The 18090-nt window shown below is 64.7% G+C and carries 16 protein-coding genes; 7 read left to right on the top strand and 9 right to left on the bottom strand.

All coding sequences use genetic code 11. The features are described 5' to 3' along the window. The first annotated feature begins 207 nt into the window (after positions 1-207). Positions 208-3711, top strand: a complete 3504-nt coding sequence (rpoB, locus tag AB0L63_RS03425; RefSeq protein WP_364493794.1) for a DNA-directed RNA polymerase subunit beta — start codon at positions 208-210, stop codon at positions 3709-3711. A gap of 106 nt (positions 3712-3817) precedes the next feature. Beyond that, on the top strand, positions 3818-7771 hold the full coding sequence (locus AB0L63_RS03420) for a DNA-directed RNA polymerase subunit beta' (protein ID WP_364493791.1): 3954 nt from the start codon (positions 3818-3820) through the stop codon (positions 7769-7771). Positions 7772-7906: 135 nt separating this feature from the next. Here AB0L63_RS03420 and AB0L63_RS03415 read toward each other — a convergent pair whose 3' ends face one another. Further along, entirely contained in the window at positions 7907-8590 is a 684-nt protein-coding gene (locus tag AB0L63_RS03415) for a hypothetical protein (protein ID WP_364493788.1), read from the bottom strand. A gap of 233 nt (positions 8591-8823) precedes the next feature. Here AB0L63_RS03415 and AB0L63_RS03410 point away from each other — a divergent pair, with 233 nt between their 5' ends. Together AB0L63_RS03410 and AB0L63_RS03405 are read left to right on the top strand one after the other, a co-directional pair. Then, positions 8824-9144 (top strand): CD225/dispanin family protein, encoded by a 321-nt coding sequence (locus tag AB0L63_RS03410; protein WP_364493785.1) that lies wholly within the window; start codon positions 8824-8826, stop codon positions 9142-9144. Positions 9145-9213: 69 nt separating this feature from the next. Next, the gene (locus tag AB0L63_RS03405; protein WP_364493782.1) at positions 9214-9684 is read left to right on the top strand and encodes a PaaI family thioesterase; all 471 of its coding nucleotides are present in this window, start codon (positions 9214-9216) and stop codon (positions 9682-9684) included. Positions 9685-9725: 41 nt separating this feature from the next. On the opposite strand, the gene AB0L63_RS03400 is transcribed toward AB0L63_RS03405, so the two are convergent. Then, complete coding sequence (locus AB0L63_RS03400) at positions 9726-10349, bottom strand: aldo/keto reductase (protein WP_364493779.1); 624 nt, start codon at positions 10347-10349, stop codon at positions 9726-9728. A gap of 224 nt (positions 10350-10573) precedes the next feature. Between AB0L63_RS03400 and AB0L63_RS03395 the strand changes: the two genes are divergently transcribed. Beyond that, positions 10574-11308, top strand: coding sequence for a helix-turn-helix transcriptional regulator (locus AB0L63_RS03395; RefSeq protein ID WP_364493776.1), 735 nt, complete (start codon positions 10574-10576; stop codon positions 11306-11308). On the opposite strand, the gene AB0L63_RS03390 is transcribed toward AB0L63_RS03395, so the two are convergent. From AB0L63_RS03390 to AB0L63_RS03365, 6 genes are all read right to left on the bottom strand, one after another. Then, a complete protein-coding gene (locus AB0L63_RS03390) occupies positions 11298-11942 on the bottom strand; it encodes a hypothetical protein (protein ID WP_364493773.1) in 645 nt (214 codons plus the stop codon). The two genes, AB0L63_RS03395 and AB0L63_RS03390, sit on opposite strands and share 11 nt — an antisense overlap. Positions 11943-12032: 90 nt before the next feature. Next, positions 12033-13022: a pirin family protein gene (locus AB0L63_RS03385; RefSeq protein WP_364493770.1), complete on the bottom strand. Its 990-nt coding sequence runs from the start codon at positions 13020-13022 to the stop codon at positions 12033-12035. After that, entirely contained in the window at positions 13019-13807 is a 789-nt protein-coding gene (locus tag AB0L63_RS03380; RefSeq protein ID WP_364493767.1) for a GNAT family N-acetyltransferase, read from the bottom strand. The genes AB0L63_RS03385 and AB0L63_RS03380 overlap by 4 nt, the downstream gene beginning before the upstream one ends. A gap of 89 nt (positions 13808-13896) precedes the next feature. After that, positions 13897-14190 (bottom strand): putative quinol monooxygenase, encoded by a 294-nt coding sequence (locus AB0L63_RS03375; protein ID WP_364493764.1) that lies wholly within the window; start codon positions 14188-14190, stop codon positions 13897-13899. A gap of 109 nt (positions 14191-14299) precedes the next feature. After that, the gene (locus AB0L63_RS03370) at positions 14300-14770 is read right to left on the bottom strand and encodes a MerR family transcriptional regulator (protein WP_364493761.1); all 471 of its coding nucleotides are present in this window, start codon (positions 14768-14770) and stop codon (positions 14300-14302) included. 287 nt (positions 14771-15057) lie between these two features. Further along, positions 15058-15426, bottom strand: a complete 369-nt coding sequence (locus tag AB0L63_RS03365) for a VOC family protein (RefSeq protein ID WP_364493758.1) — start codon at positions 15424-15426, stop codon at positions 15058-15060. A gap of 95 nt (positions 15427-15521) precedes the next feature. Here AB0L63_RS03365 and AB0L63_RS03360 point away from each other — a divergent pair, with 95 nt between their 5' ends. After that, positions 15522-15725 (top strand): hypothetical protein, encoded by a 204-nt coding sequence (locus AB0L63_RS03360; RefSeq protein ID WP_364493755.1) that lies wholly within the window; start codon positions 15522-15524, stop codon positions 15723-15725. 12 nt (positions 15726-15737) lie between these two features. On the opposite strand, the gene AB0L63_RS03355 is transcribed toward AB0L63_RS03360, so the two are convergent. After that, positions 15738-16229 carry a histidine phosphatase family protein gene (locus AB0L63_RS03355; RefSeq protein ID WP_364493753.1) on the bottom strand — a complete coding sequence of 164 codons (492 nt, stop codon included), beginning with the start codon at positions 16227-16229 and terminating at the stop codon, positions 15738-15740. 179 nt (positions 16230-16408) lie between these two features. Between AB0L63_RS03355 and AB0L63_RS03350 the strand changes: the two genes are divergently transcribed. After that, positions 16409-18079 carry an FAD-dependent oxidoreductase gene (locus AB0L63_RS03350; protein ID WP_364493751.1) on the top strand — a complete coding sequence of 557 codons (1671 nt, stop codon included), beginning with the start codon at positions 16409-16411 and terminating at the stop codon, positions 18077-18079. The last annotated feature ends 11 nt before the right edge of the window (positions 18080-18090 follow it).

The raw sequence follows: 18090 nt of genomic DNA, 5'->3' as shown, positions 1-18090 counted from the left end.
CGGGTGGTACTTTGACACCGCCTTGCGTATGGGTGTACGGTTGGACGTTGCGCTGGCTGCCTCCTGTCCATACCTCAATTTGCACACGTAAGTTCCACCTTCCGGTGTTACTTCTGTTGTTGCCTGTTCGGGTTTCGTTCGGGTTGTGACCAGCGGAATTCGTAGCAGACAAGCGACGGTCGCGGACCACCACGCGACCCGCGTGAGGTGCTGGAAGGACGCATCTTGGCAGTCTCCACCCAGACCAAGGCAGTTGCCGGAATCCCCGGAGCCCCGTTGCGGGTGTCTTTCGCGAAGATTCGTGAGCCCTTGGAGGTGCCCGGACTTCTCGATCTACAGACCGACTCATTTGCATGGTTGATCGGCTCGCCTTCGTGGCGTGAAAAAGCCGCGGCTCGCGGCGACGGCGGACTAACGGGCGGTCTGGAGGAGGTGCTCGAGGAGCTCTCGCCGATCGAGGACTTCTCCGGATCGATGTCCCTGTCTTTCTCGGATCCTCGTTTCGAGGAGGTCAAGGCCTCTATCGACGAGTGCAAAGACAAGGACATGACCTACGCGGCGCCGTTGTTCGTGACCGCCGAGTTCATCAACAACAACACCGGTGAGATCAAGAGCCAGACGGTCTTCATGGGTGATTTCCCGATGATGACCGATAAGGGCACGTTCATCATCAACGGCACCGAGCGCGTGGTCGTTTCCCAGCTGGTGCGTTCGCCGGGTGTGTACTTCGATCACTCGGTCGACAAGGGCACCGAGAAGGATCTGCACAGTGTGCGGGTCATTCCGTCGCGTGGTGCTTGGCTGGAATTCGATGTCGACAAGCGCGACACCGTCGGTGTGCGTATCGACCGCAAGCGTCGGCAGCCGGTCACCGTGCTGCTGAAGGCGCTGGGGTGGACCACCGAGGAGATCGTCGAGCGCTTCGGCTTCTCCGAGATCATGATGTCGACCCTCGAAAAGGACAACACCGCCGGTCAGGACGAGGCGCTGCTGGACATCTACCGCAAGCTGCGTCCAGGCGAGCCGCCGACCAAGGAGTCCGCGCAGACCCTGCTGGAGAACCTGTTCTTCAAGGAGAAGCGCTACGACCTGGCGCGCGTCGGTCGCTACAAGATCAACAAGAAGCTCGGCATCCACCTCGGCGAGCCGATCACCGCATCGGTGCTCACCAAGGAAGACATCGTCACCACGATCGAGTATCTGGTGCGTCTGCACGCCGGTGATAAGGCGATGACCGCGCCGGGCGGCGAAGAGGTGCCGGTCGAGGTCGACGATATCGACCACTTCGGCAACCGTCGCCTGCGTACCGTCGGCGAGCTGATCCAGAACCAGATCCGGGTCGGCCTGTCGCGCATGGAGCGCGTGGTGCGCGAGCGGATGACCACCCAGGACGTCGAGGCCATCACGCCGCAGACCCTGATCAACATCCGTCCCGTGGTTGCCGCGATCAAGGAGTTCTTCGGAACCTCGCAGCTGTCGCAGTTCATGGACCAGAACAACCCGCTGTCGGGTCTGACCCACAAGCGTCGCCTCTCGGCGCTGGGCCCGGGTGGTCTGTCCCGTGAGCGCGCCGGTCTGGAAGTCCGCGACGTGCACACCTCGCACTACGGCCGCATGTGCCCGATCGAGACCCCGGAAGGCCCGAACATCGGCCTGATCGGTTCACTGTCGGTGTACGCGCGGGTCAACCCGTTCGGCTTCATCGAGACGCCCTACCGCAAGGTGGTCGACGGCGTGGTCACCGATGAGGTGAAGTACCTCACCGCTGACGAAGAGGACCGCCACGTTCGCGCGCAGGCCAACTCGCCGGTCGACGCCGATGGCCGCTTCATCGAGGAGCGCGTGCTCTGCCGTCGTGGCAATGATGAGAACGAACTCGTCCCCGCCGACGAGGTCGACTACATGGATGTTTCGCCGCGCCAGATGGTTTCGGTCGCGACCGCGATGATTCCGTTCCTCGAGCACGATGACGCCAACCGTGCCCTCATGGGTGCGAACATGCAGCGCCAGGCCGTGCCGCTGATCCGTTCCGAATCCCCGATCGTGGGTACCGGTATGGAGCTGCGCGCCGCGGTCGACGCCGGTGATGTCGTGGTGAACGAGAAGTCGGGTGTGGTGGAAGAGGTTTCGGCCGATTACGTCACCGTGATGGCCGACGACGGTACCCGCAAGAGCTACCGAATGCGCAAGTTCGCCCGCTCGAACCAGGGCACCTGCGCCAACCAGCGCCCGATCGTTGACGAGGGTCAGCGCGTCGAGTCCGGTCAGGTGCTCGCCGATGGTCCGTGCACCGAGAACGGTGAGATGGCGCTCGGTAAGAACCTGCTCGTGGCGATCATGCCGTGGGAAGGCCACAACTACGAGGACGCGATCATCCTGTCGCAGCGCCTCGTGGAGGAGGACGTGCTCACCTCGATCCATATCGAGGAGCACGAAATCGACGCCCGCGACACCAAGCTCGGTGCCGAGGAGATCACCCGGGATATCCCGAACGTCTCCGACGAGGTCCTGGCGGATCTGGACGAGCGTGGCATCGTGCGCATCGGCGCCGAGGTGCGCGACGGCGACATCCTGGTCGGCAAGGTCACCCCGAAGGGTGAGACCGAGCTGACCCCGGAGGAGCGGCTGCTGCGGGCGATCTTCGGTGAGAAGGCGCGCGAGGTGCGCGACACCTCGCTGAAGGTGCCGCACGGTGAGTCCGGCAAGGTGATCGGCATCCGCGTGTTCTCGCGCGAGGACGACGACGATCTGCCTCCGGGTGTCAACGAGCTGGTCCGGGTGTACGTGGCGCAGAAGCGCAAGATCCAGGACGGCGACAAGCTGGCCGGTCGGCACGGCAACAAGGGTGTTATCGGCAAGATCCTCCCGACCGAGGACATGCCGTTCATGCCCGACGGCACCCCGGTGGACATCATCCTGAACACCCACGGTGTGCCGCGTCGTATGAACATCGGCCAGATCTTGGAGACCCACCTCGGGTGGATCGGCAAGGCGGGCTGGGATGTCGGCGCCTCGGATGGTTCCCGTCCGGACTGGGCCAGGGCACTGCCGGAGGAGATGCTGGCGGCTCCGGCCGATTCCAACATCGCCACCCCGGTGTTCGACGGCGCTCGCGAAGAGGAGCTGACCGGCCTGCTCGCCTCGACCCTGCCGAACCGCGACGGTGAGCGCATGGTCGACGACAACGGCAAGGCGACGCTGTTCGACGGCCGTTCCGGTGAGCCGTTCCCGTACCCGGTCGCGGTCGGTTACATGTACATCCTGAAGCTGCACCACCTGGTCGACGACAAGATCCACGCCCGTTCGACCGGTCCGTACTCGATGATCACCCAGCAGCCGCTCGGTGGTAAGGCGCAGTTCGGTGGTCAGCGCTTCGGTGAGATGGAGTGCTGGGCCATGCAGGCCTACGGCGCCGCCTACACGCTGCAGGAACTGCTCACCATCAAGTCCGACGACGTGGTCGGTCGCGTGAAGGTGTACGAGGCGATCGTCAAGGGCGAGAACATTCCCGAGCCGGGCATTCCGGAGTCGTTCAAGGTGCTCCTGAAGGAACTCCAGTCGCTGTGCCTCAACGTCGAGGTGCTGTCTTCGGACGGTGCGGCGATCGAGATGCGCGACGGCGATGATGAGGATCTGGAGCGCGCGGCCGCGAACCTGGGCATCAACCTGTCCAGGAACGAAGCCGCGACCGTCGACGATCTGGCGAACTAGGCGGTAGGGCCGGATGTTGTGCACGCCGACGATATCCGGCCTCCGCGCTCGACCAACTAGTGAACTTTTTGCTCGAATTCGACCCGAATAGGGGAAAGGAAGTTACGTGCTAGACGTCAACTTCTTCGATGAACTCCGGATCGGTCTGGCCACCGCCGAAGACATCCGCCAGTGGTCCTACGGCGAGGTGAAGAAGCCGGAGACCATCAACTACCGCACGCTCAAGCCGGAGAAGGACGGCCTGTTCTGCGAGAAGATCTTCGGTCCCACCCGGGACTGGGAGTGCTACTGCGGTAAGTACAAGCGCGTCCGCTTCAAGGGCATCATCTGTGAGCGCTGTGGCGTCGAGGTGACTCGTGCCAAGGTGCGCCGCGAGCGGATGGGCCACATCGAGCTGGCCGCTCCGGTTACCCACATCTGGTACTTCAAGGGCGTGCCCTCGCGCCTCGGGTACCTGCTCGACTTGGCGCCGAAGGATCTGGAAAAGATCATCTACTTCGCCGCCTACGTCATCGTCGGCGTCGACGAGGAGTTGCGTCACAACGAGCTCTCCACGCTCGAAGCCGAGATGGAGGTCGAGAAGAAGGCGGTCGCCGATCAGCGCGACGCCGATCTCGAGGCCCGCGCCCAGAAGCTGGAGGCCGATCTGGTCGAGCTCGAGGCCGAAGGGGCGAAGTCCGATGTCCGCCGCAAGGTCAAGGACGGCGGCGAGCGCGAAATGCGTCAGCTGCGCGACCGCGCCCAGCGCGAGCTGGACCGGCTCGACGAGATCTGGAACACCTTCACCAAACTGTCGGTCAAGCAGCTCATCGTCGATGAGGTGCTCTACCGCGAGCTGATCGACCGCTACGGCGAGTACTTCACCGGCGCCATGGGTGCGGAGTCCATCCAGAAGCTGATGGAGAACTTCGACATCGACGCCGAGGCCGAAGCGCTGCGCGAGACCATCCGCAGCGGTAAGGGCCAGAAGAAGCTGCGCGCGCTCAAGCGGCTCAAGGTTGTGGCGGCCTTCCAGGCCAACGGCAACTCGCCCATGGGCATGGTGCTCGACGCCGTTCCGGTGATCCCGCCGGAGCTGCGCCCGATGGTTCAGCTCGACGGTGGCCGCTTCGCCACCTCCGACTTGAACGACCTGTACCGCCGCGTGATCAACCGCAACAACCGCCTCAAGCGGCTGATTGATCTCGGCGCGCCCGAGATCATCGTCAACAACGAGAAGCGGATGCTGCAGGAGTCCGTGGACGCGCTGTTCGACAACGGCCGCCGCGGCCGTCCGGTCACCGGACCGGGTAACCGTCCGCTGAAGTCGCTGAGCGATCTGCTCAAGGGTAAGCAGGGTCGTTTCCGGCAGAACCTGCTCGGTAAGCGCGTCGACTACTCGGGCCGTTCGGTCATCGTCGTCGGTCCGCAGCTGAAGCTGCATCAGTGCGGTCTGCCCAAGCTGATGGCGCTGGAGCTGTTCAAGCCGTTCGTGATGAAGCGTCTGGTCGACCTGAACCACGCGCAGAACATCAAGTCCGCGAAGCGGATGGTCGAGCGGCAGCGTCCCCAGGTGTGGGATGTCCTCGAAGAGGTCATCGCCGAACATCCGGTGCTGCTGAACCGTGCGCCCACCCTGCACCGCCTCGGCATCCAGGCCTTCGAGCCGCAGCTGGTGGAAGGTAAGGCCATTCAGCTGCACCCGCTGGTCTGTGAGGCGTTCAACGCCGACTTCGACGGTGACCAGATGGCCGTGCACCTGCCGCTGTCCGCGGAGGCGCAGGCCGAGGCCCGCATCCTGATGCTGTCCTCGAACAACATCCTGTCGCCCGCCTCGGGTCGCCCACTGGCCATGCCGCGTCTGGACATGGTGACCGGTCTGTACTACCTGACCCGCCTCGAAGATGGCGCGAAGGGCGAGTACCAGCCGGCCACCAAGGATGCGCCGGAACAGGGCGCGTACTCCTCGCCCGCCGAGGCGCAGATGGCGGTGGACCGTGGTGAGCTGACCGTGCGTTCGCTGATCAAGGTGCGGCTCACCGACCAGCGCCCGCCGAAGGCCGTCGAGGCGGAGCAGTTCCCGGACGGCTGGAGCCGTGGCGATGCGTGGATCGCCGAGACCACCCTCGGTCGCGTGCTGTTCAACGAGTTGCTCCCGGCGGACTATTCGTTCATCAACGAGCAGATGCCGAAGAAGCGTCAGGCCACGATCATCAACGATCTGGCCGAGCGTTACCCGATGATCGTGGTCGCGCAGACCGTCGACAAGCTGAAGGACGCTGGCTTCTACTGGGCCACCCGTTCCGGCGTGACGGTCTCGATGTCGGACGTGCTCGTTCCGCCGGAGAAGACCGAGATCATGGAGCGCTACGAGGCGCAGTCCGATCAGATCGAGAAGAAGTACCAGCGTGGTGCTCTCGACCACCAGGAGCGCAACAACGCTCTGGTCAAGATCTGGCAGGAAGCGACCGAAGAGGTCGGTAAGGCGCTCCGTTCGCACTACCCGGCCGACAACCCGATCATCACGATCGTCGACTCGGGCGCGACCGGTAACTTCACCCAGACTCGTACCCTCGCCGGTATGAAGGGCCTGGTTACCAACCCGAAGGGTGAGTTCATCCCGCGGCCGATCAAGTCCTCCTTCCGTGAGGGCCTCACGGTGCTGGAGTACTTCATCAACACCCACGGTGCCCGTAAGGGTCTGGCCGACACCGCGCTTCGCACCGCCGACTCGGGTTACTTGACCCGTCGTCTGGTGGACGTCTCGCAGGACGTCATCGTGCGCGAGCACGACTGTGGTACCGAGCGCGGCATCCTGGTGCCGATCGCGGAGAAGCAGTTCGACGGCTCGCTGATCCGGGACGCGCATGTGGAGACCTCCGCCTACGCGCGGACGCTCGCGGCCGATGCGATCGACGCGAACGGCAATGTCATCGTGGAGAAGGGCGCCGACCTCGGTGACCCGGCCATCGAGGCGCTGCTCGACGCCGGCATCACCGATGTGAAGGTCCGCTCCGTGCTGACCTGCACCACCGGCACCGGTGTCTGCGCCACCTGCTACGGCCGCTCGATGGCGACCGGCAAGTTGGTGGATATCGGTGAGGCCGTCGGTATCGTCGCCGCGCAGTCCATCGGTGAGCCCGGCACCCAGCTGACCATGCGTACCTTCCACCAGGGTGGTGTCGCGGGTGACGACATCACCGGCGGTCTGCCGCGTGTGCAGGAGCTCTTCGAGGCTCGTGTGCCCAAGGGCAAGGCGCCGATCGCGGAGGTCTCGGGTCGGGTGCGGCTCGAGGACGACGATCGCTTCTACAAGATCACCATCATCCCGGATGACGGTGGCGAAGAGGTTGTCTACGACAAGCTCTCGAAGCGCCAGCGGCTGCGTGTGTTCAAGCACGACGACGGCACCGAGCGTCTGCTCTCCGACGGTGACCACGTCGAGGTCGGCCAGCAGTTGCTGGAAGGCGCGGCGGATCCGCATGAGGTGCTACGCGTGATGGGCCCCCGTCAGGTGCAGATCCACCTGGTCCACGAGGTCCAGGAGGTCTACCGCTCGCAGGGTGTGTCGATCCACGACAAGCACATCGAGGTCATCGTGCGCCAGATGCTGCGTCGCGTGACGATCATCGATTCCGGTGCCACGGAGTTCCTGCCCGGCTCGCTCACCGAGCGCGCCGAGTTCGAGGCCTCCAACCGTCGCGTCGTCGCCGAGGGCGGCGAGCCCGCGGCGGGTCGCCCGGTGCTGATGGGTATCACGAAGGCGTCGCTGGCGACCGATTCGTGGCTGTCGGCGGCATCCTTCCAGGAGACCACCCGAGTCCTGACCGACGCGGCCATCAACTGCCGCTCGGACAAGCTCATCGGCCTCAAGGAAAACGTGATCATCGGCAAGCTGATCCCGGCCGGTACCGGCATCAACCGCTACCGCAATATCCAGGTCCAGCCGACCGAAGAGGCTCGTGCCGCGGCGTACGCGGTGCCGTCCTACGACGACACCTACTACAGCCCGGAAAGCTTCGGTGCCACCACCGGTGCCGCGGTCCCGCTCGACGATTACGGTTTCAGCGACTACCGCTGACCCGGTAACAGCATTCGGCCCCCGCTCCTCTTGGAGCGGGGGCCGTTCGCGTTGCAGAACCTCGTCAGCTGCTCATACCTGCGCACCATCCTCGCCGAACACGGCTACCGGCTGCCCAGGGCGTATCACTGCTCACTATTGGCCCCGATGCCGCACTCGCGGGCAGGTTTTACCGGCGATGTGGCATTTCTCCTCGAACCCCGCGGGTACCCAGTTGCCGGACAGCAAGAGCGGATGGCTGGGGAACTGAGTGTGCGCCGCGAGTGCGAAAATCAGCACGGCCCATGGGCTGTGAACCTGGAGGAGATGTGGACTGCCGGTTCGGTCCGGATATCGGCAGATCAGCCGATCGGGACCGGGCATATCCACCATTTCCAGTCTCGCCCAATGCACCGAGAACGAATGATCGGCGTTGTAGCAGTACATCCGTCGGTCCGAAACCATGACCGAGCCGGGGCGTTCGGCCACCCAGCGCGGGTGCAGTCCGGCCTGGGCTCGGCGGCGTCGCGAACGGTTCGCCATGGCATTGCCGAGCTGGGCCGCCGCCACGAAGGACAATGAGCCGACCGCCGTCACGGTGTTCCGATTCCAGGTTCCGTCCCCGACCGCCCGCCATTGAAACCAGACGGCGGGTCCCTCGGCCAAGCATATTTCGTCGGGGTCGGTTCGAACCATGGTTGCCCGGGGCGGCAGTTCGGCAAGCCGGTCATGCAGCAGGAAGTCGATGACGCCGCAGGTGTACAGCAGATGGTCGTCCATCGTGGACCAACCCACCTGCTGCGCGATGATCCGATCGATATCGGAGGTCGGGTCGTACATCGGCCCTACCGTCCGATCGGCTGCGGACACATCGGCTTACCCTCGGCTTTCCTGGCCAACGCCGTCATGCAATATCCCATCGCGATAGCTGCGCCACCGCTGTCAATTGTGCCCAAGCCGAGCCGATCGCGCGATCGTCCGCCGGCCCCGTACGCGGTGTGCTGCCGGATTCGTAGGCTGGTGTGGCCCTGAGTGCCGGGTCCGGCCGCCGACTTCGAGACGGGATCACACCCATGACCTATGGACAACACCCCGGCTATGGCTACCTGCCGCCCCAGCCGCAGTTCGAACCGAAAGCACATCTGGGCTTCGCGGTCGTCGCCACGGTGATCGGAACACTGACCTGTCTGGTGGGGACGGCGCTCGGGCTGGTCGCGATCGTCTTCGGTACCCAGGTGCATTCGAAGTGGATCGCGGGCGATCTCGCCGGTGCGGTGGACGCGTCGAAAAAGGCGCGGGGCTGGGCGATCGGCGCCATGGTCGCGAATGTGCTGTGCGCGGTACTTGGGCTCGGCTACCTGGTCGTCACGCTCACCCAATCGTCTTCCTACTGACCCGCGGTGGACAACCGCTACTCCGCGGGGTATGAAATTGGAACATGTTTCAGTTCGGTGGGAGATGTGATGGACGACGCGACCATGGGCGATCTGGTGATGGCGGGATTTCAGAAGCTGGGGTTTGTCCAGTTCGCCGGTATCGAAGGTGTGGAGTTCAGCTCGGGCCGCAATGTCGTGTCGATCGCGCCGAAGCCCGAACATCTCAACCACAACGGTGATCTGCATGCCGCGGTGCTGTTCGGTCTGGCCGAGACCGCGGCGATGGGCGCGGCGATCTCGGGCATTGTCGATCTGATGGGTGAGACGTTCATCGTCGCCCGTGACGGCCGGATCGAATATCTGGCGCGGGCCAAAGGGGAGGCGGGTCCGTTCCTCGCGACCGCCCGGTTGACCGCCGAAACTGTGGCACAGACCCGCGCCGATATCGCGGCGCGGGTCGATGTCGAGTTGGCGGTGCCGGTGGATATCACAGACAGCACCGGAAAGTCCGTTGCCACATCAGCATTCACGGCCGTCATTCGGCCGCGCCGGAACTGACCTCGGGAGATCGGTCCGAACCCGCCCTCCCGCACCGGATTTCAGCGCTCGCTATCGAGCAGCTCCATCTGCGCGGCCGCGTAACGGTCACCCGCGATCTGATCCACGGGCACGGTGGCCTCGATGGTCGCCAATTCCTCGGCGCTGAGCTGGATATCCACGGCCCCGAGGGATTCCGACCAGCGCTGGCGAGTACGCGCGCCGAGGATCGGCACGATATCGGCGCCCCGGGTCAGCACCCAGGCAATGGCCAGTTGCGCTACCGAAACGTCCTTCTCCGCAGCGATTTTCGTGAGCGCATCGACCAATTTCAGATTCTGGTCGAGATTTTCACCCTGGAAGCGCGGACTGTGTGCGCGGAAGTCGGTCGGTGCGAAGGTCGCACCCGGACGCACCGAGTCGCTGAGCAGACCACGCGACAGCACACCGTAGGCGGTGATGCCAATGCCGAGTTCCCGTACCGCGGGCAGGATTTCGGCTGCGCCGTAGAAATCGCCGGTATCGATGAGGTTGGCGCCGGAGTCCAGTGCGGCGTGGATGGTGGCAATCGATTCGGCGTCGTCGGTGGCGCCGTACACGCCGGACATGCCCATGGCGCCGAGTCCGATGCGACTGACCGCCGGGCCGGTTTTGCCGAGCTTGGTGGTGAGCTTCGATGTCGTCATGAGACCAGCTTGACCCCTGAGCACGGGCCGCGGCAGTGATGGCTTATCGGGGGATCGGCGATCCCTGGCTGGACCGCGCGTCATGCGGGACAGTGGTGCTATGGACCGATCCGAACTGGCAGATTTCCTGCGCAGGCGTCGCGAACAGCTGACGCCCGCGGACGTCGGGCTGCCGCCGGGGGGTACGCCGCCGCACGCCGGGCCTGCGCCACGACGAGGTGGCCATGCTGGCGGGCATCTCCACCGACTACTACACCCGCCTCGAGCAGTCCCGCGGTCCTCGGCCCTCCACCCAGGTGCTGGCGTCGCTGGCGCGGGCGCTGCGCTCGAGCAATGACGAGCGCGACTATCTGTATCATCTGTGCGACCACGCCCCGCCCGGACGCGAATCCGCCGACAAACATGTCGGTCCCGGGATCATGCATGTACTCGCGAAACTGGACGACACCGCGGCCACGGCCATCACCGACCTCGGCGAAGTGTCGGTGCAGAACCGGATGCACACCCTGCTCGTCGGCGACCACGCGAATCGGCGGGGCTGGGACCGGTTCTATGCCTGGCGCTGGTTCACCGATCCGCAGTCGCGTTCGATCTTCCCGGAGGAAGACTGGGAGCGGTTGGGGCGCAACCACGTCGCGGATCTGCGCGCCACCGCGGCGCGCCGATCCGGCGATGCCGACGTCACCGAATACGTGAGCCGATTGCGTGCCGCGAGTACGGAATTCGAGCAGTTGTGGCACGAACACGCAGTGGCGGTGCGGACTTCGGATATCAAGCGGATCCTGCATCCCGAGGTCGGTGCGATTGATACGGTCTGCGAGACCCTGCTGACCCCGAACGCGGTACAGCGTCTACTCGTCTATATGCCGCGTCCGGGCACCGATGCCGCGGAGAAGCTGGATCTATTGCGCGTCATCGGGACACAGCGCCTGCTACCACGCGGCTCGCTCAGGGATTGAGATCGAAGTAATCCACCGCAGCCTGGATCGCGGGTTCGCCACCACCGGCCGCAAGGCCCGCGAACGCGCCGATGGCCCCGCCGACCACGGTGGTGATCGGGACGGTGACCACGTCGAAGACGAAGAGGCCGAGCGGGAACCCGAGGACGAATCCGATGGCCGCACCGATCGCGGCTCCGGTCAGCACCTGCGGCATGGAATTCTCGATCTGATCGAAGAAGCGCTCCTGGGTGCTCACCTCCCGTACCGGATCGTCGGTCGTCCTGATCGGGGTCAGCGAGAGCCGCGTGCCCGCCTCATCGATGGCGGGCACCAGATCGATCCGATGTCCGGCGATCTGCAGCGCGGTCGGCAGCGCGGCGACCACCTGTCCGTTGCGATCGGTCAGCGAGATGACCTTATTGTCGCGGACCAGATCCCAGTGACCCTCCGAAATGGTCGTCACCACGGCGTGGCGATTCTCCGTCGCCGCGACGTGATAGCCGATGTGCTGGAAGGAACCCTGCAGATCGAGCGGTACGTCAGCGGTCGAATTCGGTACGGGCGGTGCGGGTTCGGCGTGTGCGACGCTGGTGCCGATCGTGGTGGCCGCGAGCGCGAGCAATGCCGTCACGGTGATTCTGGAGATCCTCATCCTGCTCTTTCATCCGAGCACCGGCGTGGAATGTCCGGTTCGCTGCGGAAGAAAATACCTTGGTTCGGATTGTTTTGCGGTGCTTCGGATTCAGGTCCTAGCCGCACCGATCCGCCGCTTGCGCGGCTTCAGATGCAGACCGGGCAGCGGCGGGGCCGGGATGCGCTGTTCCGGTGTGTGGCCCGCGATATCGGCGAAACGTTCGACATCCTGCTTCTCCCAATCATTTCGGGCCGCGACGATGTCCTCATGGCTGCGGCCGACGAAGTTCCACCACATCACCAATTCCTCGCCGAACGGCTCGCCGCCGATGAGCGCGAAATGCGCGCCCTCGGCACTGTTGAGCCGCAACTCGTCGCGTCCAGTGCCGAGGTAGAGCAGTGGGCCCGCGGCGATTTCGGTGCCATCGGCGGTGACGGTGCCCTCGATCACCATGAGCGCGTGCTCGAAATCGGGATCAAGGGCGATGGTGGTGTCGGTGCCCGGTTCGAGCCGCACATCCGCGCCGACGATCGGTGTATACGCCTTGGCGGGCGAGGTGAGTCCGGCGAATGTGCCGATCAGCACGATGGCACGCAATCCGGGTGCCTCGTAGACCGGCAGCTCACGATGCTGTTCGAAATGCGGATCGATGCCGAGGCTGTTGCCGGGCAAGGCGATCCACAGTTGCAGGCCGTGCCCGGCGTGTGCCCCCGCGACGCCGTATTCGGAATGTGCGATGCCGCGGCCGGAGGTCATCAGATTCAGCTGTCCCGGCTCGATCTGCACATCGGAGCCAACCGAATCGCGGTGCCGGATGCGTCCGTCGAACGGCCAGGTCACCGTCTGCAATCCGATATGCGGATGTGGATCGATATCCGGTGACGCACCCGTCTTGGTCACCGTGGGCGAGCCGAAATGATCGAGGAAGCACCAGGCGCCGACGGTCGGCAGATCACGTTGCGGCAGTACGCGTTCCACATAGACGCCGCGCACCCCGCCGAGCGGAACTTCGCGGGCCGGATAGAGCTCCGCGACCGGACCGGGACCCGGAGTCGCCTCGCAGACCGCTTCCTCCGGATGCGGATCGAGATCACTCATCGGGTCACGCCCTTGCCGACCACATGGCCGTCGTACTGCGGATGCTTCTCCAGGTAGGCCTTGATGAACGGGCACAACGGCCGGATCACCCGGTCGCGGGCGATCACATCCTCGACCGCGTGCTTGGCCAGGACGGTGCCGAGGCCCTTGCCGGAGAACGCGCCATCGATCTCGGTGTGGATGAATACCGTCTCGTCGTCGCGCTCCTCGTACTCGCTGAACCCGGCCAGTTCGCCGCCGTAGTACACCTCGTAGCGCTTCTTCTCGTCGTTGCGAACGACCTTGCTCTCGGGCGTCGATTCGGTCATGGTCGGCTTCTCCTTCGTCGGGCGTACCGGGTGCTTGCTCAGGATCGACACGCGGTTGAACGCGCCGATCGTGGTGGCGACCCAGAGGATCGCCGAAACCTGCTCATCCGAAAGATGCTCTCGTGCCAGAGCGTACTCACGGTCCAACGTGACCTCGTCCGGCAGCGTCGTGGTGAGTTCGGCCAGCGCGAGCGCGGCCCGCTCCCGCGGCGTGAACAGCTCGGTGCGCCGCCACGCCGACAGGACGGCGAGTTCGCGCTCGGTGGCACCGGCCGCGATGGCCGCACGATGGTGCACGTCCAGGCAGTAGGCGCAGCCGTTGATCTCCGAGACGCGTAGGTTGATCAGTTCGATGAGCTTGCGGTCGAGTCCGGCCCCGGCACCGGCGGCGCGGACTGCGCTGGCCACGGTGTTCAATGCTCGAAACGCTTCGGGTGTCTGCCTATCGATGAACACACGTCTACCGGTGGACTCCATGATCCGGATAATAGAGCAGCACGGAATCGGACTGCGGTCCGGATGACCTGCTGTGCTGGGTTCCTGGAATGTTGGGTGCCCTGTGGGATTCAGGCGATCTCGTGGAACCGCCGGATTTGGAACGGCTCGAGCAGGATCTCCTCCAGAATGGCCGCGCACTCCTTCAGATGCGGGGTTTCGAAATGCGCCGCGAGCGCCGCCTCGTCGACCCACTCTTCGAGCAGCACCACGCGGCTCGGATCGCTCGGGTGCAGATATGGCTCGTAGGCGACACAGCCTGCCTCGGCGAGCGTCGGCGCGACCATATCCTCCAGCGCCTCGCGCAGTTCGGTCTCGTGACCGGGCTTGGCGGTGAACCGGACATTGAGCGTCAGAGTGGACACCGATGACTCCTGATCTGCTGCGCGGTCGGTCATTGCCGACCGAGGGAGGTGAATGACATATCCGCGTACCGGTCTCCGGCCACCGTGTCGGCGATCGGCTCCAACGTGCTCATATTTTGAGCCTTTCGCATGGTTGGGTGAGTGCGGCCGGTTTGACGGCGGCGACCTTGCCCTCGTACAGGTCGATCTTGTAATCGAGTACGGCCAGGGTCTGCCGAAGTTCGTCGATCTTGGCGAGCACGTCCACGCGGGTATTACGGAACATCTGCAACCGCTCGGGCACGGTGGGTTCCCCCTCCCGCACCAATTCGGCATAGCGGACCATGTCCGCGACCGACATCCCGGTGGTGCGCAACCTGCCGATCAATGCCAACCACTCCAGATCGCGATTACTGAACCGCCGCTTCCCGGCGTGGTCGCGCCCGATGTAGTTCATCAGCCCGATCCGCTCGTACCAGCGCAGCGTGTCGCGACTCAGGCCCGACCGATCGGCCGCCTCGCCGATCGAATACTGCGGCTTCTCCTGATCCGCATCGACAACCTGCTGATCACCGACAACCTGATCTACGGCTCGACCCACTGCACTCGCCCTTCTCGATGAATAGAACCGACGGTAGTTACCTGGAGCGCACTCCAAGCAAGCCTCAATTCTGCCGAATCAAGGAATCGGCTGCAGCCGGTTGTGGAAGAACGACGGCAGCACGTTGAGAGCGGCATGTGCCAAGTCGTAGTCGAGATCGTTTCTGCTGGTTCCAGGCGGATGGATGACAAGATCAAGCGCAGCGACGACGGTGAGGTGACCGGCCTGTACACGACCACGTCACCGTGTCCACTCCCGATCCAGCTCGATCAGTTGGGCTGAGATCCTCAGTCGCGCTCAGGGAGCTCCTGAACGGCCCATTTATTGCCATCCGGATCAGCGAAGAAGGTGAACAGGCCCCAGCCCATATCCTGCACCGGGGTGGCTTCAACACCCGCCGCGACCAGTTGCCGGTAGGCGTCCTCGGCGCTGGCGACGACCATCTGCATGCCTTCGACGCTGCCCGGTACGGCTTCGGTGATGCCCTCGCCGATGCAGATGGAGCAGCCGGAGCCGGGCGGGGTCAGCTGGACGAAGCGCAGGCTCTCGCTGACGCGGTGGTCGTGGTCGGCGTTGAAGCCGATCTTGGTGTAGAAGTCCTTGGCACGGTCCACGTCGGTCACTGGAATCGCGACGAGTTCGATTTTCCAATCCATCCGATGATCATTGCAGTGACCTGCAAGCAGTCACTGCAAGTAGCCATCGCATCGGCTCGACGGCGAGAACTGGTTTTCGCACCTACCCTGGTGACATGCCAGGTAAGGACATCGACCGGATCAGGGCCCGTTCGGCCTGGGCCACGGTCAAGGAAAGCCCATTGATCACCGCCGTCGCGGTGGCGCCATTCGTGCTGGCGCTCGGCGTCGTGTGGTGGCTGCTCGGCGGATTCGCCGCGTTCGTGCTGCTCGTCGTCCTCGGCGTCGTCGTGGTCGTCGGCGGCAAGCTACTGCACTGACAGCACCCGCGATCAGCGCGGGATATGGAAGCGCACCAGATCACCGGTGCCCTCGTCCACCTGCGCCCACGGCCGGTCGAATTCGAGTACCGCGAGCGCCGACGTGGGGAACTTCCGGCTGAGCTCGATCGCCGGTTCGGAATCGCGATTGCTCGCCAACTCCCATGCCATCCACGGCATTCCGGGCGCATGCCCGATGACCAGCAGCGTCGCGACATCGTCCGCGCTGAGCTGGACCAATTCGATGAGCGTGCGCGGCGACGCCTCATAAATGCCGGCCTCGTAGACCACCGGCGCGGTAACTCCGGTGGCGGCCAGCGTTTCCCGGGTGCGCGTGGCGGTCGAGCAGCGTACCGCATCGATCGGCGGCTGGGTCTCGCGTAACCATTGACCGGCAAGTCCGGCCTCGCGCTGACCACGCGGAGCGAGCGGGCGCTCGTGATCGGAGATACCGTTGGGATAGGCCGACTTACCGTGCCGCATGAGGATAAGAGTCCGCACCATGGACATACCGTAAGCCTCCGGAGGAGAGGCTTCGAACATACTCGAGGCAAACTGAAACCGGCATCACATCACGGCGCCTCCTGGGGCACCCGCCGCCGGCACCGCGACGTTGACGCTCCCGACCACTCCCGCCCCCTTGGGTGGCTATAGCCCAGGTACATTTCGAGGATCTGCACAATATGGCCTACGTAATCACGCAGCGTTGTTGCAACGACGCCAGCTGCGTCACCGAGTGCCCGGTCGATTGCATCCGTCCCACCCCGGACCAGCCGGAATTCGCGACGACCGAGATGCTCTACATCGACCCCGATACCTGTATCGACTGCGGTGCCTGCGTTGACGCGTGCCCGGTAGAGGCCATCTTCTCCGAGGATGATCTGACCGCGTCGCTGGCCAGGTTCCGTGACATCAATGCCGCCTACTTCCAGCGGCATCCACTCGAATCGAACTTCGATCCGATCGTCACGCCCGCGCGTCCGCCCAAGGAACTCGGCACGCTGCGCGTCGCGATCGTCGGCGCGGGGCCCGCGGCCTGTTATGCGGCCGACGAACTGCTGCGCCGCTGTGATGTCGAGATCGAGATGTTCGATCGGCTGCCGACACCGTGGGGTCTGGTGCGTGCGGGTGTCGCCCCCGACCACCCCGGCACGAAGACGGTCTCCGGGCTGTTCGAATCGGCCTTCCGGCGGGAGACGCTGCAGTACTACCTCAATGTGGAGGTGGGCGCGCACATCACCCACGAGGAACTGCTCGCCCACCACCACGCGGTCATCTACGCCGTTGGCGCTTCCGCGGACCGGCGCCTCGGTGTGCCTGGCGAGGATCTGCCCGGCAGCCATTCCGCGACCGAATTCGTCGCCTGGTACAACGGACATCCGGACTACGCGGATCGCGAGTTCGACCTGTCCGGCGAGCGCGCGGTCATCGTCGGCAACGGCAATGTCGCGCTGGATGTCGCCCGCGTACTGACGGTGGAACCGGACGAACTCGCCAAGACCGATATCGCCGACCACGCCCTGGATGCGCTGCGCGGCAGCAATATCCGCGAGGTCGTCGTGCTCGGTCGGCGCGGTCCGCTGCAGGCGGCCTACACCTCGCCGGAGTTCCTGGCTCTGACGCATCTGAAGGGCGTCGATATCATCGTCGAGGAGGCCGATCTGGCGCTCGACCCGGGCAGCCAGGCGCTGCTGGACGATCCCGAGGTCGAGCCGTCGCTGGAGCTGAAGTACACCCTCGCCAAGGAATACGCGGCGGGGCGGCGCGATCCGGCCAATAAGCGCATCGTCTTCCGCTATCTGGTCTCGCCGGCGGCACTGCATGGTGCCGATCATGTCGACTCGGTAGAGTTCGCACACAACGAATTGGTCAGCGAGAATGGCCAATTGGTGGCGCGCACGACCGATCGCACCGAAACCTTGGACGCCGGATTGGTTTTGCGTTCCATCGGCTACAAGGGCGAACCGATCAAGGGTCTCCCCTTTGACGAGCGCCGCGCTGTCATCCCCAATGAGCACGGTCGTGTCATCGGCGCGGACGGTGTTCCGCTGCCCGGTGTGTACGTGAGCGGCTGGATCAAGCGCGGTCCACGCGGTGTCATCGGTTCCAACCGCACCGACTCCGAGGAGACCGTTGAGCAGCTCATCGCCGACTTCACCACGGGCAAACTCGGTGTGCCACAGGCGGATCGGGCCGCGCTGAAGGCGCTGCTCGGACAGCGGCAGGCCGATCTGGTCGACCGTGCGGGCTGGAAGGCGATCGATACCGCGGAGAAGTCCGCGGGTAAGGCCTCGGGCCGTCCGCGGGTCAAGTTCACCACGCGTGAGGATCTGCTGAAGGCCGCGCGCGGCTGAGCCGGAGACCG

It is taken from the genome of Nocardia sp. NPDC051990, assembly GCF_040680755.1.
Classification (GTDB): domain Bacteria; phylum Actinomycetota; class Actinomycetes; order Mycobacteriales; family Mycobacteriaceae; genus Nocardia.
Note: the sequence above shows the minus strand (reverse complement) of the source record. Positions and strands in the feature narration are given on the sequence as shown.

What these genes read in the sequence shown, in the direction of transcription:
- AB0L63_RS03405 (WP_364493782.1), top strand. Translation starts at nt 9,214, where the DNA reads ATGGACGACGCGACCATGGGCGATCTGGTGATGGCGGGATTTCAGAAG.
- AB0L63_RS03360 (WP_364493755.1), top strand. Translation starts at nt 15,522, where the DNA reads ATGCCAGGTAAGGACATCGACCGGATCAGGGCCCGTTCGGCCTGGGCC.
- AB0L63_RS03400 (WP_364493779.1), bottom strand. Translation starts at nt 10,349, where the DNA reads ATGACGACATCGAAGCTCACCACCAAGCTCGGCAAAACCGGCCCGGCG.
- AB0L63_RS03355 (WP_364493753.1), bottom strand. Translation starts at nt 16,229, where the DNA reads ATGGTGCGGACTCTTATCCTCATGCGGCACGGTAAGTCGGCCTATCCC.
- AB0L63_RS03380 (WP_364493767.1), bottom strand. Translation starts at nt 13,807, where the DNA reads ATGGAGTCCACCGGTAGACGTGTGTTCATCGATAGGCAGACACCCGAA.
- AB0L63_RS03385 (WP_364493770.1), bottom strand. Translation starts at nt 13,022, where the DNA reads ATGAGTGATCTCGATCCGCATCCGGAGGAAGCGGTCTGCGAGGCGACT.
- AB0L63_RS03415 (WP_364493788.1), bottom strand. Translation starts at nt 8,590, where the DNA reads ATGTACGACCCGACCTCCGATATCGATCGGATCATCGCGCAGCAGGTG.
- AB0L63_RS03410 (WP_364493785.1), top strand. Translation starts at nt 8,824, where the DNA reads ATGACCTATGGACAACACCCCGGCTATGGCTACCTGCCGCCCCAGCCG.
- AB0L63_RS03350 (WP_364493751.1), top strand. Translation starts at nt 16,409, where the DNA reads ATGGCCTACGTAATCACGCAGCGTTGTTGCAACGACGCCAGCTGCGTC.
- AB0L63_RS03365 (WP_364493758.1), bottom strand. Translation starts at nt 15,426, where the DNA reads ATGGATTGGAAAATCGAACTCGTCGCGATTCCAGTGACCGACGTGGAC.
- AB0L63_RS03390 (WP_364493773.1), bottom strand. Translation starts at nt 11,942, where the DNA reads ATGAGGATCTCCAGAATCACCGTGACGGCATTGCTCGCGCTCGCGGCC.
- AB0L63_RS03395 (WP_364493776.1), top strand. Translation starts at nt 10,574, where the DNA reads ATGCTGGCGGGCATCTCCACCGACTACTACACCCGCCTCGAGCAGTCC.